The 21,369-nt window shown below is 72.4% G+C and carries 20 protein-coding genes and 1 tRNA gene; 6 read left to right on the top strand and 15 right to left on the bottom strand.

Annotated elements, in window-relative coordinates; translation table 11 throughout:
- Positions 1 to 416: 416 nt before the first annotated feature.
- Positions 417 to 848 (top strand): hypothetical protein, encoded by a 432-nt coding sequence (locus HHX40_RS30545; protein ID WP_117409295.1) that lies wholly within the window; start codon positions 417 to 419, stop codon positions 846 to 848.
- A gap of 10 nt (positions 849 to 858) precedes the next feature.
- Here the strand turns inward: HHX40_RS30545 and HHX40_RS37995 are convergent, their stop codons facing one another.
- Positions 859 to 1,755 carry a CGNR zinc finger domain-containing protein gene (locus tag HHX40_RS37995; RefSeq protein WP_182883343.1) on the bottom strand — a complete coding sequence of 299 codons (897 nt, stop codon included), beginning with the start codon at positions 1,753 to 1,755 and terminating at the stop codon, positions 859 to 861.
- Positions 1,756 to 1,807: 52 nt separating this feature from the next.
- Here HHX40_RS37995 and HHX40_RS30535 point away from each other — a divergent pair, with 52 nt between their 5' ends.
- Positions 1,808 to 3,064 carry an MFS transporter gene (locus HHX40_RS30535; protein ID WP_182883342.1) on the top strand — a complete coding sequence of 419 codons (1,257 nt, stop codon included), beginning with the start codon at positions 1,808 to 1,810 and terminating at the stop codon, positions 3,062 to 3,064.
- A gap of 61 nt (positions 3,065 to 3,125) precedes the next feature.
- On the opposite strand, the gene HHX40_RS30530 is transcribed toward HHX40_RS30535, so the two are convergent.
- Both HHX40_RS30530 and HHX40_RS30525 read right to left on the bottom strand, forming a co-directional pair.
- Positions 3,126 to 4,265, bottom strand: a complete 1,140-nt coding sequence (locus HHX40_RS30530) for a cystathionine gamma-synthase (RefSeq protein WP_182883341.1) — start codon at positions 4,263 to 4,265, stop codon at positions 3,126 to 3,128.
- Between the two features lie 104 nt (positions 4,266 to 4,369).
- Entirely contained in the window at positions 4,370 to 5,740 is a 1,371-nt protein-coding gene (locus HHX40_RS30525) for a cystathionine beta-synthase (RefSeq protein WP_117410468.1), read from the bottom strand.
- A 178-nt stretch (positions 5,741 to 5,918) separates the two neighbouring features.
- Here HHX40_RS30525 and HHX40_RS30520 point away from each other — a divergent pair, with 178 nt between their 5' ends.
- The 3 genes from HHX40_RS30520 to HHX40_RS30510 all read left to right on the top strand — a co-directional run bounded on the left by HHX40_RS30520 (position 5,919) and on the right by HHX40_RS30510 (position 9,580).
- On the top strand, positions 5,919 to 6,854 hold the full coding sequence (locus HHX40_RS30520; RefSeq protein WP_182883388.1) for an SGNH/GDSL hydrolase family protein: 936 nt from the start codon (positions 5,919 to 5,921) through the stop codon (positions 6,852 to 6,854).
- A 47-nt stretch (positions 6,855 to 6,901) separates the two neighbouring features.
- Positions 6,902 to 8,266 carry a PQQ-binding-like beta-propeller repeat protein gene (locus HHX40_RS30515; RefSeq protein WP_182883340.1) on the top strand — a complete coding sequence of 455 codons (1,365 nt, stop codon included), beginning with the start codon at positions 6,902 to 6,904 and terminating at the stop codon, positions 8,264 to 8,266.
- Positions 8,267 to 8,362: 96 nt separating this feature from the next.
- Positions 8,363 to 9,580 carry an acetyl-CoA C-acetyltransferase gene (locus HHX40_RS30510; protein WP_182883339.1) on the top strand — a complete coding sequence of 406 codons (1,218 nt, stop codon included), beginning with the start codon at positions 8,363 to 8,365 and terminating at the stop codon, positions 9,578 to 9,580.
- 51 nt (positions 9,581 to 9,631) lie between these two features.
- Here the strand turns inward: HHX40_RS30510 and HHX40_RS30505 are convergent, their stop codons facing one another.
- From HHX40_RS30505 to HHX40_RS30470, 8 genes are all read right to left on the bottom strand, one after another.
- The gene (locus HHX40_RS30505; protein WP_182883338.1) at positions 9,632 to 10,042 is read right to left on the bottom strand and encodes a PPOX class F420-dependent oxidoreductase; all 411 of its coding nucleotides are present in this window, start codon (positions 10,040 to 10,042) and stop codon (positions 9,632 to 9,634) included.
- Between the two features lie 63 nt (positions 10,043 to 10,105).
- Positions 10,106 to 10,324, bottom strand: coding sequence for a DUF4287 domain-containing protein (locus tag HHX40_RS30500; RefSeq protein ID WP_117410461.1), 219 nt, complete (start codon positions 10,322 to 10,324; stop codon positions 10,106 to 10,108).
- Positions 10,325 to 10,555: 231 nt separating this feature from the next.
- Positions 10,556 to 11,341 carry a Bax inhibitor-1/YccA family membrane protein gene (locus HHX40_RS30495; RefSeq protein ID WP_182877636.1) on the bottom strand — a complete coding sequence of 262 codons (786 nt, stop codon included), beginning with the start codon at positions 11,339 to 11,341 and terminating at the stop codon, positions 10,556 to 10,558.
- A gap of 183 nt (positions 11,342 to 11,524) precedes the next feature.
- Positions 11,525 to 12,592, bottom strand: a complete 1,068-nt coding sequence (locus HHX40_RS30490) for an asparaginase (protein ID WP_310738354.1) — start codon at positions 12,590 to 12,592, stop codon at positions 11,525 to 11,527.
- Positions 12,589 to 13,533: a Clp protease N-terminal domain-containing protein gene (locus HHX40_RS30485; protein ID WP_182883337.1), complete on the bottom strand. Its 945-nt coding sequence runs from the start codon at positions 13,531 to 13,533 to the stop codon at positions 12,589 to 12,591. Before HHX40_RS30485 ends, HHX40_RS30490 begins: the two co-directional genes overlap by 4 nt.
- 682 nt (positions 13,534 to 14,215) lie before the next feature.
- A tRNA-Leu gene (locus HHX40_RS30480) sits at positions 14,216 to 14,288 on the bottom strand.
- Positions 14,289 to 14,563: 275 nt separating this feature from the next.
- Positions 14,564 to 15,922 carry an NAD(P)/FAD-dependent oxidoreductase gene (locus HHX40_RS30475; RefSeq protein ID WP_182883336.1) on the bottom strand — a complete coding sequence of 453 codons (1,359 nt, stop codon included), beginning with the start codon at positions 15,920 to 15,922 and terminating at the stop codon, positions 14,564 to 14,566.
- Positions 15,923 to 16,086: 164 nt separating this feature from the next.
- Positions 16,087 to 16,887 carry a uracil-DNA glycosylase gene (locus tag HHX40_RS30470; RefSeq protein WP_182883335.1) on the bottom strand — a complete coding sequence of 267 codons (801 nt, stop codon included), beginning with the start codon at positions 16,885 to 16,887 and terminating at the stop codon, positions 16,087 to 16,089.
- Positions 16,888 to 17,140: 253 nt separating this feature from the next.
- Here HHX40_RS30470 and HHX40_RS30465 point away from each other — a divergent pair, with 253 nt between their 5' ends.
- Positions 17,141 to 18,346, top strand: coding sequence for a cytochrome P450 family protein (locus tag HHX40_RS30465; protein ID WP_182883334.1), 1,206 nt, complete (start codon positions 17,141 to 17,143; stop codon positions 18,344 to 18,346).
- 4 nt (positions 18,347 to 18,350) lie between these two features.
- On the opposite strand, the gene HHX40_RS30460 is transcribed toward HHX40_RS30465, so the two are convergent.
- The 4 genes from HHX40_RS30460 to HHX40_RS30445 all read right to left on the bottom strand — a co-directional run bounded on the left by HHX40_RS30460 (position 18,351) and on the right by HHX40_RS30445 (position 21,338).
- Positions 18,351 to 19,442, bottom strand: coding sequence for an HAAS signaling domain-containing protein (locus HHX40_RS30460; RefSeq protein WP_182883333.1), 1,092 nt, complete (start codon positions 19,440 to 19,442; stop codon positions 18,351 to 18,353).
- Entirely contained in the window at positions 19,439 to 19,768 is a 330-nt protein-coding gene (locus tag HHX40_RS30455; protein ID WP_117410517.1) for a PadR family transcriptional regulator, read from the bottom strand. The genes HHX40_RS30460 and HHX40_RS30455 overlap by 4 nt, the downstream gene beginning before the upstream one ends.
- A gap of 77 nt (positions 19,769 to 19,845) precedes the next feature.
- Positions 19,846 to 20,778, bottom strand: coding sequence for a Ppx/GppA phosphatase family protein (locus tag HHX40_RS30450; RefSeq protein WP_182875628.1), 933 nt, complete (start codon positions 20,776 to 20,778; stop codon positions 19,846 to 19,848).
- The gene (locus HHX40_RS30445) at positions 20,775 to 21,338 is read right to left on the bottom strand and encodes a DUF501 domain-containing protein (RefSeq protein WP_182883386.1); all 564 of its coding nucleotides are present in this window, start codon (positions 21,336 to 21,338) and stop codon (positions 20,775 to 20,777) included. Before HHX40_RS30445 ends, HHX40_RS30450 begins: the two co-directional genes overlap by 4 nt.
- Positions 21,339 to 21,369: the final 31 nt, after the last annotated feature.

Genomic DNA, 21,369 nt, shown 5'->3' with positions numbered 1-21,369 from the left:
GGGACAGGGGCGTCACGGGGGACGGCCCCGCACCGGCGCGCCGCACGTGCGGAAGGAGGCGTACGGACAGGCGGCACGATCCGATCGTGGGCCCGGAATCCGGGGACCGTCGCCGGCGGGATCGATAATCCATTGCCGACCGGGCTGCAATCGGCGGACGATAGACAGACACTCCCCGTGTTCGCGCTGATCGTTCCACACGCCGGTGGAAGGAGCGCTCCCATGTTCGCAGCAGTCGGCCTCGTCGTCCTGATGATCCTCACCGGAGTCCTCTACGAGATGTCGGTCCACAACCGCCCGCGCCGCCGGAAATGAGGCCGGGTGCCGGGTCACGCGGCCCGGCCCGGCCTGTCCACGGCGCCGCGCTTCGTGCCGCGACGGGTGCGGTACGGAACCGACGCGATAGCCTCTGCCCCATGTCGCCTCTCGACCATCTGCTGCTGTGGCTGCACATAGGATTCGCGATCTTCGCGCTCGGCCCGCTGACGGCGGTCACGAGCGTCACGCCGCGCTACATCAGGGCCCGGGAGATCGGTGTGCTGCGCTATCTGCACCGTTCGACCCGGCTGTTCGGGCTGCTCACGATCGGGGTGTTCCTGTTCGGCCTGCTGCTGGGCCGCAGCGCCCTCGGCGCGCCGTACCTGTCGGTGTCGATGACGCTGTTCGTGGTGGCGGCCGTCCTGCTGGTGATCGTCGAGCGGGACCAGCGCACGGCGATCGAGGCGCTGTCCACCGAGTCGCCGGCGGACGACGCCAAGGTGCAGACCGGGCGGATCGCCGCGCTCGGCGGGATCAGCGCGCTGATCTGGCTCGTCATCCTCTTCCTGATGGTCTTCTTCAACCCATGACGCTACCGGTCTAGCCTGCTACACCGGTAGCACGCCTGGCCCGACGTCTCTCCGTGAGACGCCGGGCCTTGGCCTGCGACCCGCAGTCGGCCATCGCACACCAGCGGCGCGAGCCGTTGCGGCTGTGGTCGAGGAACAGCCAGCCACACCCGCCCTCCGCCAGGGGGCACACCCGCAGCCGCCGCAGGTCGGCCGTGGACAGGAACTCCACGGCCGCGTGGGCGAGCCGGTCCGGCACCAGGAGGGCGGGGCTGGTGCCCACCAGCAGGCGGACCACCCGGCCCGGGGCGGCCTCGGGAGCGGGCGGGGCGCTCCCGGAAACGGGCGGGGCACTGCCGGGGACGGGCGGGGCACTCCCGGGGACAAGCGGGGCGGTGTTGGGGACAAGCGGGGCACTCTCGGGAGCGGGCGAGGCGCTGCCGGGGACGAGCGCCGAGCGCGCCGCGGCGCCCGCCCACCGCAGCCCGAGCCGTTCCAGCGCCGCGACGACCTCGGATTCCGAGCTCGGAGGGCTACCGGGGGCCGCTTCCGGCGAAGACGCGGCCAGCACCCCAGCCGCCGGTATGCCCGCCGCCGGCGCCCCAGCCCTCGGCGCCCCGATTCCCGGTGTCCCGGCCGCCGGCAGGCCGGCCGCCAGCACGGTGTAGACGGACTCCCGGATCTCCAGGGCGGCGTGCCACGCCTGGGCCGCGGACGAGGGGACGGCCGACCAGGCGGCCGCCACCGCCCGCGCCTCCTCGGCGCCGGCGACTCCCGCGCGCTCCGCCCACGCCAGCAGGGCGGCGGGGCCGGGCAGGTACTCGTGATGCTCGGACCCGCCGGGCACCCGGGGCGCCACCGTGTTGACCAGGTCGAGCGCGAGATGTCCGCCGACGATGCGCGGATCACCGTTGTGGGCCTCAGTCACGCATGTCATGCTACCAGTAAAGAGAGTTTCACCGGTAGCAGATGGAGGACACATGACGCCCTTACCGGGACGCCGGGAGAAGTGGGCGCTCGCCGCCCTCTCCGTGGCCTGCTTCGCCTACGTCACCACGGAGGTCCTGCCGATCGGGCTGCTCACCGTGATCGCGCACGATCTGCGCAGATCCCCGTCCGAGACCGGGTTCCTCGTCACCGGATACGCCGCCGTCGTGGTGCTGGCGTCGCTGCCGCTCACCCGGCTCACGCGGCGGGTGCCCCGGCGCGCCCTGCTCACCGCCACCCTGGCGGTGCTCGTGCTGGGCTCCCTGCTCACCGCCGTCGCGCCCGGCTACCCGGTCCTGCTCGGGGGGCGGCTGCTGATCGCGCTGACCCAGGCGCTCTTCTGGTCGGTCGTCGCCCCGACGGCCACCGCGATGTTCCCCACTGCCGTACGCGGACGCGTAGTCGCCCGGATGGCGATCGGCAACGCGCTCGCGCCCGTCCTCGGCGTCCCCGCCGGGACGTGGCTCGGGCAGCAGGCGGGCTGGCGGGTGGCGCTCGCGGCGCTCGCGGTCCTCGGGCTCGTCACCTGCGTCGCGGTGGCCACGCTCCTGCCCGCGGCCGCCGCCGGGCCGGGAGGCGAGGACGGCGGGCAGGTGAGCCGCGCCCCCGCGCCCGACCTCGGGCGGTACGTGACCCTCGTCGTCGCCACCGTCGTCGGCGTTACCGGCTTTTTCACGGCGTACACGTACATCACGCCGTACCTGCTGGAAGTGGGGGGTTTCGCGCCGGGCTCGCTGAGCCCGCTGCTGCTCGCGGGCGGGGTGGCCGGGGTCACCGGCACCGTGCTGGTGGGCCGGGCGCTCGACCGGGCCCCCCGGGGCGCGCTGCTGACGCCGCTCGCCGTGATCACCTGCGCGTTGCTCGGCCTCCACGCCTTCGGCGCCGTCAAGGCCGCGACCGTCGTCTGCCTCTGCCTGGCGGGCATGGCCTTCAGCGCCCTCGCCGCCGCGATCCAGAACCGTACGCTCCAGATCGCCCCCGGCGGCGTCGACCTCGCCTCCGCGGGGACGAGTTCGGCGTTCAACGTCGGGATCGCCGCCGGGTCGATGCTCGGCGGCGCGCTGATCGCGGGGCCCGGCGTCCACAGCGTGACCCTCGCCGGGGCGGTCCTGGCCGCCGTCGCGCTCGCCGTGCTGCTCGGCGAGCCCTGGGCGGCGACGGGCGCGCGATCGGCGGGCGGGCGGGCGCCGGGCCGGCGGATCCGGTCGGCGAAACCGGCCGGGCGGACCCCCTCCCACACCTCCGCCTAGAAGAATCGGCGTGGATGGGGCGGCGACGCTGCGAGGCGCCGTGGGCCACGTGCGGCAGGACTCAGCCCAGGGCTTGGGAGAGGTCTGCGAGCAGGTCGTCGATGCTCTCGATGCCGACCGACAGGCGCACCAGGTCGGCGGGAACCTCCAGCGGCGACCCCGCGGCGGAGGCGTGGGTCATCCGCCCGGGGTGCTCGATCAGCGACTCGACGCCGCCGAGGGACTCCCCGAGCGTGAACAGGCGGGCCCGGTCGCAGACCGCGACGGCCGCCTCCTCGCCGCCCTCGACCCGGAAGGACACCATCCCGCCGAAACGCCGCATCTGCTTGGCCGCGACCTCGTGGCCCGGGTGCTCGGGCAGGCCGGGGTAGAGGACCTGGACGACCTTCGGGTGCGACAGCAGCAGGTCGGCCACCCGCTCGGCGTTGTCGCAGTGCCGGTCCATGCGGATGCCCAGCGTCTTGAGCCCGCGCAGGGTGAGCCAGGCGTCGAACGGCCCGGCCACGGCGCCCATGGCGTTCTGGTGGTAGGCGAGCCGCTCGCCGAGGTCCGCCGACCGGGTCACCAGCGCCCCGCCGACCACGTCGGAGTGGCCGCCGACGTACTTGGTCGTCGAGTGGACCACCACGTCCGCGCCCAGGCCGAGCGGCTGCTGCAGGTACGGCGAGGCGAAGGTGTTGTCCACGACGAGCAGCGCGCCCGCATCGTGCGCGACGTTCGCCAGCGCGACGATGTCCGCGACGTTCAGCAGGGGGTTCGTGGGGGTCTCCACCCAGATCGCCCGCGTCCGCGGCTGTACGGCGGCGCGCACCGCGTCCACGTCTCCGAGCGGCACCGGGTCGAAGGTGACCCCCCACTCCTCCAGCACCCGGGCGAACAGCCGGTAGGTCCCGCCGTACGCGTCGTCCGGGATCACCACGTGGTCGCCCGGCTTGCAGACGGCGCGCAGCAGCGTGTCCTCCGCGGCCAGGCCCGACGCGAAGGCCAGCCCGCGCACGCCTCCCTCGACGGCGGCCAGCGCCTCCTCCAGGGCGGTCCTGGTGGGGTTGGCCGACCGGCTGTACTCGTATCCCGCCCGCAGGCCGCCCACGCCGTCCTGCTTGTAGGTGGAAACGGCATATATGGGAGGCACGACGGCACCCGTGTAGGGGTCGGCCTCCTGGCCCGCGTGGATGGCGAGGGTCTCGAAACCATGGTTCATGAGGTCGAGCGTAGCCGCCCGTCCCGCCTGGTCCCGGCGGGCGCGTCAGCGGCCGGCTCACAGATGGCCGAGGGGCCGGCCCGGTGGTCGGCCCGCTGGCCGGCTCAGTGGTTGGCGAGGAAGGCCAGCAGGTCCTGACGGGTGACCATGCCCACCGGCTTGCCGTCGTCGAGGACCACCGCGGCGTCGGCCTTCTCCAGCGCCTCGACCGCCCGGGCCACCGGCTCGCCGTAACCGATCATCGGCAGCGGCGCGGACATGTGGCCGCCGATCTCGTCCTCCGACCGCACCCGGCCGCGGTACAGGCCGTCCAGCAGGTCGCGTTCGACGATCGAGCCGACGACCTCCGCCGCCATGACCGGCGGCTCCTCCTTCATGACCGGGAGCTGGGAGACGTTGTACTCCCGCATGATCGAGATCGCGGTGCCGACCGACTCGTGCGGATGGACGTGCACGAACTCGGGCAGCCCGGACGACTTGCGGCCCAGCACGTCGCCGACCAGGCCCTCCTCGCTCGTCTCGGTGAGGAAGCCATAGTCCGCCATCCACTCGTCGTTGAAGATCTTCGACAGGTAGCCGCGGCCGCCGTCCGGCAGCAGCACGACCACGACGTCGTCCGGCCCGGCCGCCTGGGCCACCCGCACCGCCGCGACCACCGCCATGCCGCACGAGCCGCCGACGAGCAGCGCCTCCTCCCGGGCGAGCCTGCGGGTCATGCCGAACGAGTCCTTGTCGGAGACCGCGATGATCTCGTCGCAGATCGTGGTGTCGTAGGTCGCGGGCCAGATGTCCTCGCCGACGCCCTCGACCAGGTACGGCCGGCCGGTGCCGCCCGAGTAGACCGACCCCACCGGATCGGCACCGATAATCTTCACCCGGCCGTCGGAGATCTCCTTGAGGTACTTACCCGTCCCACTGATGGTCCCCCCGGTGCCGATGCCGGCGACGAAGTGGGTGATCCTGCCCTCGGTCTGCTCCCAGATCTCCGGGCCGGTGGAGAGGTAGTGGCTCTCCGGGTTCCCGGGGTTGGAGTACTGGTCGGGCTTCCAGGCGTTCGGGACCTCGCGGGCCAGCCGGTCCGACACCGAGTAGTACGAGTCGGGGTGGTCCGGCGAGACGGCGGTCGGGCAGACGACCACCTCCGCGCCGTACGCCCGGAGCACGTTGACCTTGTCCTGGGCGACCTTGTCCGGGCAGACGAACAGGCAGCGGTAGCCCTTCTCCTGCGCCACGATGGCCAGGCCCACGCCGGTGTTGCCGGAGGTCGGCTCGACGATCGTGCCGCCGGGCTTGAGCGCGCCGCTCCGCTCGGCCGCCTCGATCATCCGCACCGCGATGCGGTCCTTCACCGAGCCGCCGGGGTTGAAGTACTCCACCTTGGCCAGCACCTGGGCGGGCGCGCCCGCCGTGACCTTGCGCAACCGGACGAGCGGGGTGTTCCCCATCAGCTCGATCAGCGAGTCGTGTACGCGCACCGCGAGGACCACCTTGTCCGCCCGAGGCCTGTCGGCCGTCTTCACGCCGGGGGCCCGTAGGGGTGGCCGGACCTCGGCGTGTCTCCTACCTTCAAACCGTACCGTCAGGTTCCACACCGTACCGTGAGGGTGAGGGCCGGTGATTCCGACATCCGGCACGACGCGGGCCGCGCGGCGCATGGCGACCGCCGCCGCCCTGGGCGGGGGCGGCCTCACCGCCCTGGGAGCGATCACGTACGGCCTGCTCTTCGCCGAGGCCGCCGTCGCCCGCCGCATCGTGGGACAGCCGCACGGCCTCGACGGCCCCGACGCCGACGGCCTGTACGGCGCCTATCCCGGGGAGCCGATCCGGATGGCCGTGCTCGGCGACTCGACCTCGGTCGGTCTCGGCATGACCCGCCCCGAGGAGACCCCCGGCGTACTGATCGCGTACGGCCTCGCCGAGGTGGCCGAGCGGCCGGTGCGCCTCACCGTGGCCGGGCGGTCGGGGGCCTCCTCCGCCTGCCTCGGCGGCCAGGTGGACCGCGTGCTGGAGACCCGCCCGGAGATCGCGATCATCTTCGTGGGGGCCAACGACGTGACCACGGCGACCCCGCCGGCCCGGGCCGTACAGCACCTGCGGGAGGCGGTGGGCAGGCTGCGCGAGGCCGGAGCGGAGGTGGTCGTGGGCACCTGCCCCGACCTCGGCACCGTGCGCCCGATCGCCCAGCCCCTGCGCTGGGTCACCCGGCGCTGGTCGCGCCGGCTCGCCGCGGCCCAGACGGTCGCCGTCGTCGAGACGGGCGGGCGGACCGTCGCGTTCGCCGACCTGCTCGGACCCGAGTTCGAGGCCAACCCGGCCGAGATGTTCGGACCTGATCGTTTTCATCCATCTGCCCGAGGTTACCTACAGGCCGCGTACGCAGTGCTACCGTCTGTATGCACAGCGTTGGGGTTGTGGCCCGAGCCGGAACCCGTACGCGTCGAAGGATCGCAACACCTCTTGGCCGCAATGGCCGTGGAGGAGCCCGGCACCGAGGTCACCGCGACCCGTGTCGCCGGCCGGGCGGTCGGCCCCCATGGACGGTGGGCGACGCTGCTCCGCCGGAGACCCGGGCCGCTTCCGAACGCCTAGAGCCGGTCACCTCCTGCGGCCGGGCCATCACCCCCTGTAGGAGCGAAATGATCCGGCCCCAGCCAGCCCACCTGAGACCCGCTCTGGCGCTCGCGGCGAGCGCCCTGCTGACCGGCGCCGCCCTCACCGGCTGCTCCGGCGGCGGCGACGACGCCGCGAAGGACCGTCCGGCCTGGCACAACACGCAGGTGAACGCGGTCAGCCGGGCCACCACGGGCGGCGGCGTCGCGGCCGCCACCTCCATGCGGCCCGACGGCACGCTGGAGACCGTCGCCCTCGACCTGTCCACCGGCCGCCGCCTGTGGACGCACCCGGCGACGATGGTCGGACGGCTGCCGGGGATGGGGGTGCAGGCCCCCGCCACCGTCGAGACCGGCGTCGGCCAGGCCGTGGTGGTCACGCTCGACCCCTCCGGCGGGAAGAACGCCGTCCTCGTCGCCAGGGACGGGCGCACCGGGCGGCAGAAGTGGACCAGGCCGATGCGGTCCACCTTCGGGCCGCAGCGCTGCGGGCCGTACGTCTGCGTCTCCGAGGACACCGAGCTCGCCTCGGCCCGCGTCGTGGTGCTGAACCCGCGCGACGGCGCGCTGATGTGGCGCCTGCCCGGCATCGCCGAGGTCGAGTGGTCCGACCCGACCAGGGTGGTGCTGCTCAGACTGGCCTCGCATCCGGTGCTGGAGGCGCGCACGCTGAAGGACGGCAAGGCCGTCTGGCAGTTGCCGATCGAGGACGCCCTCGGCCCCGGCGTCGACCTGAGCGGGGGCTGGGCCTTCGGCGCGACCGGCGACAAGATCGTCGGCTACGTCGCGCCGTACACCAACCCGCAGACCAAGCAGACCTCGGCGTTCGGCCTGTTCTCGGCGCGCCTCACCGACGGGGCCGTCGACTGGATGCGGCCGTCCGTCGTCCGCGTCTACCCCAGCGGCAACCCCGCGTACGCGCCGATCGTCCGGCCGGTGGACGAGCAGGGCCAGTACGGCGGGTTCGCCCGGCTCGACGCCGAGAGCGGGCGGGTCCTGGGGCAGATCACCCCCGCCCAGGTGCCGGGATCGGGCTGGTGGCTGGCCTTCCCCCGGGACATGGACCGGCTCGGCTTCCTCAAGCGCGACGCCCCAGGCTCGGTCTTCGACCTCAGCACCGGAGAGCCGACCCCCGTCAGCGGCGCGAGCGGGTGGTCGTTCTGCGTCACCGACCCCAAGCCGCTGCCGCTGCGCGGCATGATCCCGGGGTTCTACTCGATCGCGGCGCTGTGCGAGTTCGACCTCGCCACGGGCAGGCGCAAGAGCTCCTCCGCCGCGCCGCCCTCCTGGTTCACCGGCAGCCAGAACGGCTGGCGCCTGTGGCGTGACGAGAAGGGCGGCCTCCACGCCGTCAACGACCACACCACCACCGCCCCCGGCATGTACGGGTAGGCGGGGCGTGGCGGGCGGCGTACCGGGGGGTAACCTCCGGGGAGGAGGCCCCGCGAACCCTGGGTGGAGGGGCACGAGTTCAGGCAGGAGAGTCACATGCCCGAGGCAGTCATCGTGGCGACCGCGCGGTCGCCGATCGGCCGCGCCTTCAAGGGGTCACTCAAGGACATCCGTCCCGACGACCTGACCGTGCAGATGGTCCGCGCCGCGCTGGCGAAGGTGCCGCAGCTCGACCCGGCCGACATCGACGACCTCATGCTGGGCTGCGGCCTTCCGGGCGGCGAGCAGGGCCACAACCTGGGCCGGGTGGTGTCGGTGCTGCTCGGCCTGGACAACGTGCCCGGAACCACCGTGACCCGCTACTGCTCCTCCTCGCTCCAGACGACCCGGATGGCGTTCCACGCCATCCGGGCGGGAGAGGGCGACGTGTTCGTCTCGGCGGGTGTCGAGACCGTCTCCCGCTTCGGGAACGGCAGCTCGGACCTGCCCGACGCGCAGAACCCGCTGTTCGACGAGGCCAAGGCCCGGACGGAGGAGACCGCGAAGGGTGGGGGCCCGGTGTGGCACGACCCGCGTGCGGACGGCGCGCTGCCCGACATCTACATCGCCATGGGACAGACCGCCGAGAACGTGGCCGCCCTGAAGGGCGTCTCGCGGCGCGAGCAGGACGAGTTCGGCGTGCGGTCGCAGAACCTCGCGGAGAAGGCGATCGCCAACGGTTTCTGGGACGGCGACATCACGCCGGTCACGCTGCCCGACGGCACCGTGGTGAGCAAGGACGACGGCCCCAGGGCCGGCACGACGTACGAGGCGGTCGCGCAGCTCAAGCCGGTCTTCCGGCCGGACGGCACGGTGACGGCCGGCAACTGCTGCCCGTTGAACGACGGCGCCGCCGCGGTGATCGTCATGAGTGACGTCAAGGCGGCCCAGCTGGGCATCACGCCGCTCGCCCGGATCGTGTCGACCGGCGTCACGGGCCTGTCCCCCGAGATCATGGGCCTCGGCCCGATCGAGGCGTCGCGCCAGGCCCTCACCCGGGCCGGCATGTCGATCGACGACGTGGACCTGGTCGAGATCAACGAGGCGTTCGCCGCCCAGGTGATCCCCTCCTACCGCGAGCTCGGCATCGACATCGACCGGCTCAACGTCAACGGCGGGGCGATCGCGGTGGGCCACCCGTTCGGCATGACCGGCGCCCGCATCACCTCCACGCTGGTCAACAGCCTGCGGTTCCACGACAGGTCGATCGGCCTGGAGACCATGTGCGTCGGCGGCGGCCAGGGCATGGCGATGGTGCTGGAGCGGCTGTCCTGAACGTGACCCCCGCGCCGGGACCGGCCCGGCGCGGGCGGCCGCATGGGGTGGTCAGCCGTGGTGGTCGGGACCGGCGCGGGTGGGCTCGATGCGGATGATCACGCGCTTGTCCCGGACCATCGCCTCGCGGTAGTCGTCCCAGTCCGGGTGCTCCCCGCTGATGTCGCGGTAGTACCGGACCAGCGGCTCCATCGCCTCGGGCAGCGGGACGACCTCCGCCTTGCCCTCGATCTGGACCCACGCGCCGAAGAACGCGTCGGTCGTCACGGTCAGCACGACCTGGGGGTTGTTGCGGAGATTGCGGGTCTTCACGGCGGTCTCGCGGCTGCTGACCACGATGTGGCCGTCCTCGTCACAGCCGACGGTGACCGGCGAGGTCTGCGGGCGTCCGTCCGGATGCCAGGTCAGCATGACCGCTCGGTGGTTGTTCCTGACGAACTCACGCGCCTTGTCGAGATCCATGAAGACAATGATGCGCCCGCACCTGACCGGTGCGGGCGCGTTTCTGCTTGTGCGGGCCGATCGCTAGAAGCGACGGCGCCGCTCGTGCTCGCGGACGATCGCTGCGGCGTAGCCGTGGCTCAGCCCGTGCTCGTCGGCGAGCCAGTTGGCCCGCTCCTCACAGCGTAGGAACGACGGACCGTTGTCGATGGCTTCGAACCACTCGGGGAGTTCACGCCCGGTTATGGACGGGACGCGGGCGATCAGCTTGGTCTGGGTCTCCGGTGAGTGGTTCAACGACATGGGCACCTCCACGGAAAAGGCTGCTTTGTGTCACAGTGCATCACCGGTCCGCGCTTGACAAGCCCCCAACGGCATCGTTTTGTTACAGGATGTTGATCCAAACTTACAGAACCGATCACCGAATCCTGCTATAGGACCAAAAAAGGAGCGCCGCTCCGGAGGAACGGCGCCCTGCTCACCCCGCGATCGGGAGGTGCCCGATGGACCTTCGGCAGGTCCCGCGGGCACCGGCTAATCGTTGTTCGTGAAGTAGCTGATGAACCGGAGGATCTCCAGGTAGAGCCAGACGAGGCTCAGCGTCAGGCCGAACGCCATCAGCCAGGAGTAGCGCTCCGGCACGCCGGCCCGCACCCCCTGCTCGATCTCGCTGAAGTCGAGCAGCAGGAAGAAGCAGCCCAGCAGGATCATGCCGATGCTGAAGATCCAGCCGATCGGGCTGTCGGTGCGCAGCCCCAGGCCACCGCTGACGAAGATGCTCGCGATCCAGTTGATCAGCATCAGGCCGATCGCCCCGAACGCGGCGGCGACCACGAACTTGGCGAACTTCGGCGTCGGCCGGAAGATCTTCAGCGCGTACACCGCGAGCGTGCCGCCGAAGGCGACCATCGTGCCGAGCACGGCCTGCAGGACGATGCCGTTGTACACCGTCTCGTACATGTGGCTCAGCACGCCGATGGCGATGCCGTAGCAGAGGGAGTAGCCGAGGATCAGCGCCGGGTTCGTGCTCTGCTTGAACGACACGATGAGCCCGAGGATCAGGCCCACGATCATCGCGGGTGCCGCGAGTCCCCAGCCGACGTTGAAGTACCACGCAAGGGCGGCCGAGACGACGAGCGTGCCGAGCGTCATGAAGCCGCGCATCACGACGTCGTCCATCGTCATGGCGCGCGCCGCCGGCGGAGCGTAGGAGGGGGCGGCGTACATGTCGTTCAGTTCGTGCACGCTGGGCGTCGGGCCGGTCCACGTCTGCTGACCAGCCGGACCGCGCCGACTGAATATCGGGTTCTTGCTCTCCATCCGCTTCCTCCAGGACGCGACTTGCCGATCAGCCGCTGGGGCGGCCAGTGGGGACATGCCCGGGGAGCGGTGTTCCTCGAACGTGTCTCGCATGGAACGCCACCCCGCCACAATGGCAACGTTCGGCCCCCCGGCGGGGTTCCCGCCACCTGGTAAGGAAAAAAGCCGGGACTCCCGGTCGGGTCAGAGCCGGGCGAACCAGTCCCGTACGGCCTGCCGCCCTCCCCCGCCGAGCGCCGCCATCAGCGCGTACCGCGCCTTGACCGGAGCAAGCCCGCGGGCTCCGATCGCGCCGACCTTCGCCGCGAGCCCGTAGCCGGGCGGCAGGGCCTCCAGGGGAACCGCCCGGGTGCGGCACCGCGAGGCGACCACCACCGGGATGTCCCACTCCGCCAGTTCGCTGATCGTCGTGAAAAGCCCGACGGGGACGTTCCCGGCGCCGGTGCCCTCCAGCACGACTCCTCTGGCCCCGGCGTCCACGACGGCCGTGAGGAGCACCGGATCCATCTCCGGGTAGGTCTTGACCAGTGCCACGTTCGTCTCCGGCTCCCCCTCCGGCTCCGGAGGCCGGGGCGGCGGCGCGGCGCACATCTCGGCCCCGCCGTCCGCGACCCGGCCGAGCACCGGCGCGGGAGCGGACGAAAGAGCCGTCACGGCCGTCGCGTCGGCCATGGTCACCCAGCGGGCCGCGTGCAGTTCGTCCCCGGCGCACACCACCGCGCCCACTCCTCGCAGAGCGGGGTCGGCCGCGGCGACCAGGGACGACGCGAGGTTGCGCGGCCCGTCACTCGACAACGCGTCGAGCGGCCGTACGGCCCCGGTGAACACGATGCCACCCCGGTGCGCGGCCGGTCCCGCGAGGAGATCGGTGAGGAAGGCGGTCTCCTCGACGGTGTCCAGGCCGTGGGTGACGACCACGCCGTCGAACCCCTCGTCGAGCAGGGCCGTACGCACCCGCCGGGCCAGCGACAGCATCGTGGCGGGCGAGGTGTCCCAGCTCGGCTCGGCCCGCACGTCCTCGGTGACGACCTCCAGGCCGAGATCCGCACCGAGGTACGCGCTGAGGTCCCCGGCGCTGCCGGGCGCGAGGTCGGCACCGGGGTCGGTCGCGGGGTTCGCGCCGGGATCCGCGCCGAGGCCGCGGGACACGGCGGCCAGCAGGTCGTCCGCCGTCGCCAGTCCCGGCCGCGAGGTCCGCCGGGCGTACGCCATGACGTCGCCTGTGGCGACCAGCAGCACCCGTGCGGTCACGGCGTCTCTTCCTCGGCCGATCCGGCGACACCGGCGTGCCGCTCCAGACGTTCGACGCGTTCGAGGAGCGGCGCGATCTCCCGGCGGACCATGGCCGCCACCATCTGGACCGCTTCCCGGATCTGCGCCGCACCATCGCTCTGTGCCGCCGCACCACCTGCCCCCGCACCACCGCTCTGTGCCGCCGTGCCACCGCTCTGTTGCCCCGCACCGCCCTGTCCCGAGCCGCCCTGCACGGGACCCACGGCTTCCTGCGCCTGCGCCCGCAGGTGGACGTAGCCGGCGAGCGCCGCGACGACCGTACGGCGGGTGAGCCGGGGCTCGGCTCCCCGCGCCCGCAGCACCTCCCCGGCGATCCCCTCCGGCTCGGCGGCCAGGCCGAGCAGCAGGTGCTCGCACCCGATGTAGTTGTGCCCGAGCGACTGGGCCTCGGCGACGGCCAGCTCCAGGGCGTTGGCCGCCAGGGCGTCGAACCGGCCAGGGCCGGCGGCCGGTTCACCGCCCTCCTCCCGCGCGGGCTCCTCACCCGTCTCGGGCGCGCTCTCCCCGGCCTGCCCGGCCCCGGAGCGTACGGCGGGACGGCGGGCCGCCAGGTCGCGCTCGACCAGCGCGGGCTCGATCTCCATCGCCCGCAGGACGTGCAGCGCCAGGTTGGTGCCCTCGGCCAGCATCGCCGCCAGCAGGTGCTCGGTCCCGACTCCGGGGGCGCCCTCACCCCGGGCGCGCTCCAGCGCGAGCCGGAAGACCGCGCGGGTCCGCGGCGTGAAGTGCGACAACCGCGGATCGTCGATCTCCAGATCGCCGAGGATGCTCTCCCGGATGGCAGTCACCCGCCGTACGGCCTGTTCCAGTGCCCGCTGGCAGATCGCGGACACCGGCAGGGAGGCCTCCTTCACCGCCTCCGCCAGATCATCGGGCAGATACACATTGATTTTCGGCATAACCCCCTTGTACCCCCACAGGGGTTACATGTCTACCCCAAGCAACGCCGACGTTTCCGAAGCGGCCTTGGACACGAGCGGGGCTGACGGCGCACACTGGGGGCAGGCGATCAAGACGGAGAAAAATGGCACTAGCGAGTAAGGGGTCACGGTCCATCACGGTCGGCGAGACCCAGTACCGCTGGACGGTGCGCAAGAAGCCGACCTACAGCCAGGGGAACGGCTGGACCCCCTTGACGTTCGCGGTGGAGCACGGTGTGCGGTCAGGCAGCGTCCTCGTGGTCTCTCTGCCATGCGTCCATCCGCGCGGCTGGGCCCTAGGCAGGTCGACGACAGTGAGGCCGGCACTTGTGGCCTCGGCGATCCGCACCGCCCTGGCCCGTGGGTGGAGACCGTCTGAGGCGGGGCCGGCGTTCCGCCTCGGTCTGCTGGAAGAGGAACTACCGAAAGGAACCGTCTGGTTCACCGCGACCACCTGATTACAGGGGAAGGGCGGATACCTCGTCAGCGGCATTCCGGCCCAGAGGATTTGTCTACTCAAGAGTTCGCGCCGACGCGGGCACACCAGGGGCACGGCTTGTGTGTGGACGTTCGAATTCGGCCGAAGCCAGCCGGACGGTCACGATCGGCCCGTGGGTGCGCTCCCGCAGGTCACGGGCTTGTTGGGCGAGGCGGCACTCGGTGCCCCCGGTGGGACTCGAACCCACACCACAGCCCTTTTAAGGGGCTTGCCTCTGCCATTGGGCTACGGGGGCGCCGCGATCATATGTCACGGATCACTCCTCTGTAAGCAAGTTACGTCTTACGCGGCTTGTCCCCCTTTCCACGGCCGGTGAACGGCGCCCGTGGCCGCCTGCCGGTCAAGGAACGGGAGAGCCTCCGGGAGCGCCCGGCCGCGATCGGGCCGCGGTCGCGCCTCCATGACACCACCTGTCGTGGGCGTGGAGAACGCGAAAACGGCCCGGCCGTGAGCGCCGGGCCGTACCGCACCGAGGGCCGGGCGCCTCCGTGGCGGCGCCCGGCCGGGGACTCAGCGCTTGAGCCCGCTCTTGGCGGCGGCCCGGAACTCGTCGCGCGGGTGCTCGATCTCGCCCAGGGAGACGGTCTCCCGCCTGAAGAACAGCGACAGCGTCCAGTCCATGACCACGCGGACCTTGCGGTTCACGGTGGGCACCCGCGACAGGTGGTAGGTGCGGTGCATGAACCAGGCGGGGAGGCCGCGCAGCTTGATGCCGTAGACGTTGGCGACGCCCCGGTGGAGGCCCAGACCCGCGACCGACCCGACGTACTTGTGCCGGTAGTCCTTCAGTTCCTCCCCGCGCAGGAACGCGGTGATGTTGTCGCCCAGGACCCGGGCCTGCCGTACGGCGTGCTGGGCGTTGGGGGCGCAGAACTGGCCGGGGTTGGTCACGTCGGGCACGCCCGCGATGTCGCCGGCGGCGAAGGCGCCCTTGACGCCCGCGACGGTCAGGCGGGTGGTGGTCTTGATCCGGCCGCGCTCGTCGAGCGGCAGGTCGGTGGAGTTGACGATCGGGCTGGGCTTGACGCCCGCGGTCCAGACGATCGTGGCCGACTCGAACTCGTCGCCGTCGGAGGTCTTGACCAGGCCGCCCTCGCAGGACTGCAGGAACGTCTCCATCTTGAGCTCGATACCGCGCTCGCGGAGCTGCTCGGCGGTCCACTCGCCCATCTCGGGGCCGACCTCGGGGAGGATGCGGTTGGACGCCTCGATGAGCACCCAGCGCAGGTCCTTCTTGTCGATGCCCGGGTAGTACCTGATCGCGTCCTCGGTCATATCCTCCAGCTCGGCGAGCGCCTCGATGCCCGCGAAGCCGCCGCCGACCACGACGAAGGTGAGCGCCCGGCGGCGCACGTCCTCGTCCTCGGCCGAGTCGGCGCGGTCGAGGAGGGAGATCACCCGGTTGCGCAGCGCGATGGCCTCGCCGACCGTCTTGAAGCCGATGGCCGCGTCCTCCAGGCCGGGGATCGGCAGCGTCCGCGAGATCGACCCGGCGGCCATGACGATGACGTCGTACTCGATCTCCCTCGACTCGCCCGCCGGGGGTTCGAAGGTGACCGTACGGGCCTCGTGGTGCACCTTGGAGACCTTGCCGTTGAGGATGCGGACCTTCGGCAGCACCCGGCGCAGCGGCGCCACGACGTGGCGCGGCGAGATGTTGCCGGCCGCGGCCTCGGGCAGGAACGGCTGGTAGGTCATGTACGACTGCGGGTCGATGAGCGTGATCCGCACGCTGCCGTCACGGAGCTCACGGCGGAGCGTGCGCTGGAGACGAAGAGCCGAGTAGAGGCCCACGTATCCACCGCCGACGATGACGATGTGCTGCGGCTTGCGGTCTGCCACGATGCCCTCCAAGGCTTGTGAAACCATTCACAAGCTTACGTCACGGGTTGGCCACGAGGCCAATGCGCAAGGGCCGAAGGTCGAGTGATTTTCCCCACTTGGTCACTCACTGGCGATGTTGCGGCAAAAAATTCCGGTGAAATTCCGGGAGTGATCCGGTTCACACTCGTGAATCCGTTCACAAGGCCTGATCAGGCGGTGGCGCCGAGTGCGGCGGCTCGGGCGAAAACGGCGTCGAGCATCTCCGCCGTGACCCGGCCGGTGAAGGTGTTCTGCTGGCTGGGGTGATAGCAGCCGATGAGCGTGACGGGCGCCGCGCCGTGGACGAGCGGCACCTCCACGCCGTGCCCGAAAGCGGGCCTGCGGGACGGCAGGGTGAACCCCGCCGCCCGCAGTGCGGGCCAGACCGCCTGCCAGGCGAAGCCGCCGAGGGCCACGACCACCCGGGTCGTTCCCGCGACCAGCGCCAGTTCCGCGGCGAGCCAGGGGAAGCAGGTGTCGCGCTCTTCTGGGGTCGGCTTGTTGGCGGGCGGCGCGCAGCGCACGGCCGCCATCATCCGGGCCCCGATCAGCCGCTGGCCGTCGCCCGCGTGGACGCTGGTCTCCTGCGCGGCGAGCCCGGTGCGGTGCAGCGAGGCGAACAGCCAGTCGCCGCTGCGGTCGCCGGTGAAGATCCGCCCGGTACGGTTGCCTCCGTGCGCGGCGGGGGCCAGGCCCACGATGAGCGTGTGCGGCGCGTCGTCGCCCCAGCCCGCGATCGGCCGGCCCCAGTAGGTCTCGTCCGCGAACGCCCGCCGCCTGACGTCGGCGACCTCCTCCCGCCATTCGACGAGCCGGGGGCAGGCCCGGCACACCGACTGCCTGGCCGTCAGGTCCGCGAGCGTACGGCTCTCGGCCGCCAGCTTGGCGACCTCGTGGGCGTCACGGGCGACGGGGGTGCCGGGGCCGGCGGGGTCGCCCGGCCAGCCGGAACCGGGAGGAACGAAGCTCATAAACCGATCGTGCCAGGTGGACGGGGCTGCGTCGGCCGGAAGCCGGCTCTCACGAGGCCCGCGACCGCTGGGCACGACGTTCGCGACAGACGGGCACGACGCCCGCGACAGTCGGGCGCGACGCCTGGGACGGCCGGGCGCGACGCCTGGCAACCGGCACGTTCGGCCCGCGTGAGGGCGGGTGTCAGGAGGTCGCGCACCGAGAAAGATTCCGATCTTTTCCGCGGCGGCGGAGGTGGGTACGTATCGGCCCGTGTCCACCGACTCATGCCCCCCGCTGTTCGGCCCCGCCTTCGACGCCGACCCCTATCCCGCCTTCGACTGGCTGCGGCGCAACGCGCCGATCAGCCGCGTGCCGCTGCCCGGCTGCGAGGCATGGCTGGTCACGCGGTACGAGGACGCCGTCGCCACGCTGACCCACCCGTCGCTCGCCAAGGACCCGGCCGCCGGTTCGCCGGAGTGGCAGGCGGCCGGTCTCGGCCTGCCCCTCGATCACCGGCCGTCGCTCGCCCGGCACATGATCAACGCGGATGGGGCCGACCACGCGCGGCTGCGCCGTCTCGTGAGCGCGGCCTTCACGCCCCGGCGGATCGCGGGGCTGCGGGCCCGGGCGCTGGAGATCACCGACGACCTCCTCGACCGTCTCGACGGCCCGGAGGCGGACCTGGTCACCGGCCTCGCCTATCCCCTGCCGATCGCGATCATCTGCGACCTGCTCGGAGTGCCCGAGGAGGACCGGGCCGTCTTCCACCGGCACGCCTCCGTGATCGACTCCGCGGCGGCGTCCGAGGTGGAGGAGATCGCCCGGGCCACCGACGGCCTGGAGGCGTTCCTGGACGACCTGGTCGAGCTCAAGCGGTCGAGGCCGGGCAACGACCTGCTCACCGACCTCGTCCGGCGGTCCAACGAGGGCGAGATCGACAAGGACGAGCTGACCTCGACCGCGTTCCTGCTGCTCGTCGCGGGTCACGAGACGACGGTGGCGTTGATCGGCAACGGCCTCCTCGCGCTGCTGCGGCATCCCGCCCAGGCCCGGGCCCTGCGCGACGATCCCGCCCTGCTGCCGGACTACATCGACGAGATGCTGCGCTACGACGGCCCCGTACGGAACGCCACCTGGCGCTTCCCCACCGAGCCGGTGGTGATCGGCGGCCAGGAGATGCGGCCCGGAGAGCCGATCCTCGTCTCACTGCTGGCCGCCAACCGGGACCCCGGCGCCTTCGCCGACCCGGACACGTTCGCGCCGGGGCGGATCGGCGAGCCGCACCTCGCCTTCGGCCGGGGCCCCCACTACTGCATCGGCGCCGCCCTGGCCAAGGTCGAGGGCGAGGCCGCGATCGGCAGGGTGCTGGAGCGCTTCCCCGATCTGACCCTCGCCGTCGACCCGGCCGAGCTGCGGTGGTGGCCGAGCATGATCATGCGCGGCCTGTTCTCGCTGCCGGTCCGGCTGCGCGCCTGACCGGTCAGTCCCCCTGGCGGCCCGGCTTCGGCTTCGTCGGGGACGGGGCCGGTGACGCGGCGGAGGGTTCGGGTGTCGGGGTCGCCTCCTCGCCGCCGTCGCCCGGGGTCGCCGTGACCGCGGGACCCGGCGTGGCGGTCGCGGTGGGACCCGGCGCGGCGGTGGCGGAGTCGGAGGCGGCGTTGGGGGCGGCGTTGGGGGCGCAGTCGCGCTCCCGGGCCGCCCGGGGGTCGAACGGCGTCAGCGGCAGGGGGTAGGCGTTGCGGAGCGGCGGCTCCCCCTCGCAGGGAATGACGAGCATCTGCCCGAAGTCCTCCGGCCGCAGGGTGAGCGGCCTGCCGTCCTGGTCGTAGAGACGCACGTCGCGCAGCGGAGTGCCGTCCGCGGCGTACGGAAGGATGTTGTAGACCGGACCGCCGTCCAGAGTGGCGGCCCGCTCGATCATGACCGATCGCCCAGGCCCCACGGCGGCGGGGCCGGGACCGTAGTCGAAGGACACGTTCATCGGCGACGTGCTCGACGCGTCGGCCATGGCGGTGATCACGAGGACCACCGCCAGCACGTTGGCCCCGGCGAGCAGCGTCCGCCCCCAGCCCCTCGGCCCGCTGCGGGCGTGCCGGCCCAGCCAGACGGAGGCCCAGACGACGGTGAGGGTGAACACCCAGGCCACCAGGTCGCCGGGGACCAGCCCGGGCGTGGTCAGGGTCGCGAGCACGGCCAGTGCGATCGCGTAGCCGCGCAGCACCCACCAGGCCGGGCGCAACTCGGGGAGGAAGGCGGCCGCCTGGCGGTAGGGCGGCAGGCCCAGCATCCGGGTGTGGGCGCGCCGGGCCACCCCGGCCGTCCTGGAGCGCAGCCGGCCGCGCCGGGAGGTCGCGGTGCCCGCCGGCCGGCCGCCGTAGGCGGCGCGCAACTCGGCGGCGTACGCCTCCGGGGCGCCGAGGCGGTCCTCCAGGGACAGTCCCGGCTCGGCCGCGACCTCCGAGATGTGGTCGTGGAGGTCCTCCAGCAGGGTCTCCCGGTCCTCCGGGGGAAGATCGGCCAGTGCCTCGCGCACGGCGTCGGCGTACGCCTTGGGCGTCAGGGGGGAGTTCATGCCGATGCGACCTCCTTCAGCAGGTCGTTCATGGTGGCGGCGAACGACGTCCAGGTCGTCGCCGAGTTCCGGAGGAGCGAGCGGCCGACGTCGTTCAGGCCGTAGTACTTGCGGTGCGGCCCCTCGTCGGAGGCGACCACGTAGGAGTTGAGCGCTCCGGCCTTGAAGAGCCGCCGCAGGGTCCCGTACACGGAGGCGTCGCCGACGTCCTCCAGCCCCGCCTCGCGCAGGCGGCGTACGACGTCGTAGCCGTAGCTGTCACGTTCGGCGAGCACCGCGAGGACGGCCAGGTCGAGGACCCCCTTGAGAAGCTGGCTACTGTCCACGCACCGCAGAGTACTACGCAATGCGTAATAGCTACAAGATCGAGCCCTGCGCATGCCGAGATGCGCCTCCCGGCCGGTCAGGCGAGCGACCAGGCGATCCCGTCGAGGATGTCGTGCTCGCTGACCACGACCTCGGCGAAGCCGTACCGGCGGACGATCCGGTCGAGGATCAGCGCGCCCGCGCCGATCACGTCCACCCGGCCCGGGTGCATCACCGGTACGGCCGCCCGCTCGTCGTGGGTCATGCGCAGCAGGCGTGCGGACACCTCGTGGACCCGCTCGGCGGGGATCCGCGAATGGTGGATGCGCTCGGGGTCGTAGGCGGGCAGGTCCAGCGCGATCCCGGCGACCGTGGTGACCGAACCGGCCAGGCCGACCAGCGTCCGCGCCGTACGGACGGGGACGTGCTCCTCCACCCGGTCCATGGCCGCCTCGATGTCGGCGACGGCGGCCGTAACCTCCCCGTCCGCCGGGGGATCGGCCCGAAGGTGCCGCTCCGTGAGCCGTACGCACCCGATGTCCACGGACAGCGCGCCCTCGACGCTCCGGGAGCCGACGACGAACTCGGTGCTGCCGCCGCCGATGTCGACCACCAGGTACGGCGTCTCGGCGGCGGCGCCGGCGCGGGCAAGGCCCCGGGTCGCGCCGGTGAAGGACAGCCTGGCCTCCTCGTCGCCGGAGACCACCTCGGGCTCCACGCCGAAGATCTCCCGCACGCCGGCCGTGAAGTCGGCCCGGTTGGCGGCGTCCCGGGTCGCCGAGGTCGCGACCACCCGGACCGGCACCGCCTCGCCCGCGGCGTGCTCCCTGATCAGCTTGGCGTACCCGCGCATGGCGGTGAACGTGCGCTCCAGCGCCTCGGGCGCGAGCCGTCCCGTCCTGTCGACGTCCTGCCCGAGCCTCACGATCTCCATCCGGCGCTCGACGTCCGTGAGGTCGTCGCCGGAGATGTCCGCGATGAGGAGCCGGACCGAGTTGGTCCCGCAGTCGATCGCCGCCACCCGCCTCATGCCCGGGTCCCCCCGTCGGTGCGCGTCTCCTCGTCCGTCACGCAGGGTCCGTCGGCCCACCACCGCGGCAGCGCGTCCAGGGCCTCCCGGCCGAAGGGGTTGACGCCGGGCGCGGCCAGTTCGTGCGCGACCAGCGCGTGCAGGCACTTGACCCGGCCGGGCATCCCGCCCGCGCTCTGCATGTCGCGGGGCAGCGGCTCCATGCCCTCCTCGCCGGCCGCCCGGTCGCGGCGGTCGAGGTAGTCCTCGTGGGCCGCCCGGTACGCCTCGGCCAGTTCGGGGTCCTCGGCCAGCCGGGCCTGCATCCGCTTCATCAGCCCGGACGACTCCAGCGTGCCGATGGCCGAGGCCGCCTTGGGACAGGTCAGGTAGAACAGGGTCGGGAAGGGCGTGCCGTCGGGCAGCCGCGGCGCGGTCTCCAGCACGTCGGGCAGCCCGCAGGGGCACCGGTGCGCGACGGCCCGCACCCCGCGCGGGGGACGCCCGAGCTGCGCCCGCGCCGCCGCCAGGTCCGCCTGGTCCACCTGGTCCGCCACGTCGATCTCCTCGCCCTTCACCATGCCTGCCCCGATGCCCGCCCCGATGCTCCGC

Source organism: Microbispora sp. H10949 (assembly GCF_014161435.1).
GTDB lineage: Bacteria > Actinomycetota > Actinomycetes > Streptosporangiales > Streptosporangiaceae > Microbispora > Microbispora triticiradicis.
Note: the sequence above shows the minus strand (reverse complement) of the source record. Positions and strands in the feature narration are given on the sequence as shown.

What these genes read in the sequence shown, in the direction of transcription:
- HHX40_RS30470 (WP_182883335.1), bottom strand. Translation starts at nt 16,887, where the DNA reads ATGAGCTTCGTTCCTCCCGGTTCCGGCTGGCCGGGCGACCCCGCCGGC.
- HHX40_RS30510 (WP_182883339.1), top strand. Translation starts at nt 8,363, where the DNA reads ATGCCCGAGGCAGTCATCGTGGCGACCGCGCGGTCGCCGATCGGCCGC.
- HHX40_RS30515 (WP_182883340.1), top strand. Translation starts at nt 6,902, where the DNA reads ATGATCCGGCCCCAGCCAGCCCACCTGAGACCCGCTCTGGCGCTCGCG.
- HHX40_RS30445 (WP_182883386.1), bottom strand. Translation starts at nt 21,338, where the DNA reads ATGGTGAAGGGCGAGGAGATCGACGTGGCGGACCAGGTGGACCAGGCG.
- HHX40_RS30495 (WP_182877636.1), bottom strand. Translation starts at nt 11,341, where the DNA reads ATGGAGAGCAAGAACCCGATATTCAGTCGGCGCGGTCCGGCTGGTCAG.
- HHX40_RS30450 (WP_182875628.1), bottom strand. Translation starts at nt 20,778, where the DNA reads ATGAGGCGGGTGGCGGCGATCGACTGCGGGACCAACTCGGTCCGGCTC.
- HHX40_RS30475 (WP_182883336.1), bottom strand. Translation starts at nt 15,922, where the DNA reads ATGGTTTCACAAGCCTTGGAGGGCATCGTGGCAGACCGCAAGCCGCAG.
- HHX40_RS30485 (WP_182883337.1), bottom strand. Translation starts at nt 13,533, where the DNA reads ATGCCGAAAATCAATGTGTATCTGCCCGATGATCTGGCGGAGGCGGTG.
- HHX40_RS30535 (WP_182883342.1), top strand. Translation starts at nt 1,808, where the DNA reads ATGACGCCCTTACCGGGACGCCGGGAGAAGTGGGCGCTCGCCGCCCTC.
- HHX40_RS30500 (WP_117410461.1), bottom strand. Translation starts at nt 10,324, where the DNA reads ATGTCGTTGAACCACTCACCGGAGACCCAGACCAAGCTGATCGCCCGC.
- HHX40_RS30520 (WP_182883388.1), top strand. Translation starts at nt 5,919, where the DNA reads ATGGCGACCGCCGCCGCCCTGGGCGGGGGCGGCCTCACCGCCCTGGGA.
- HHX40_RS30505 (WP_182883338.1), bottom strand. Translation starts at nt 10,042, where the DNA reads ATGGATCTCGACAAGGCGCGTGAGTTCGTCAGGAACAACCACCGAGCG.
- HHX40_RS30530 (WP_182883341.1), bottom strand. Translation starts at nt 4,265, where the DNA reads ATGAACCATGGTTTCGAGACCCTCGCCATCCACGCGGGCCAGGAGGCC.
- HHX40_RS30545 (WP_117409295.1), top strand. Translation starts at nt 417, where the DNA reads ATGTCGCCTCTCGACCATCTGCTGCTGTGGCTGCACATAGGATTCGCG.
- HHX40_RS30460 (WP_182883333.1), bottom strand. Translation starts at nt 19,442, where the DNA reads ATGAACTCCCCCCTGACGCCCAAGGCGTACGCCGACGCCGTGCGCGAG.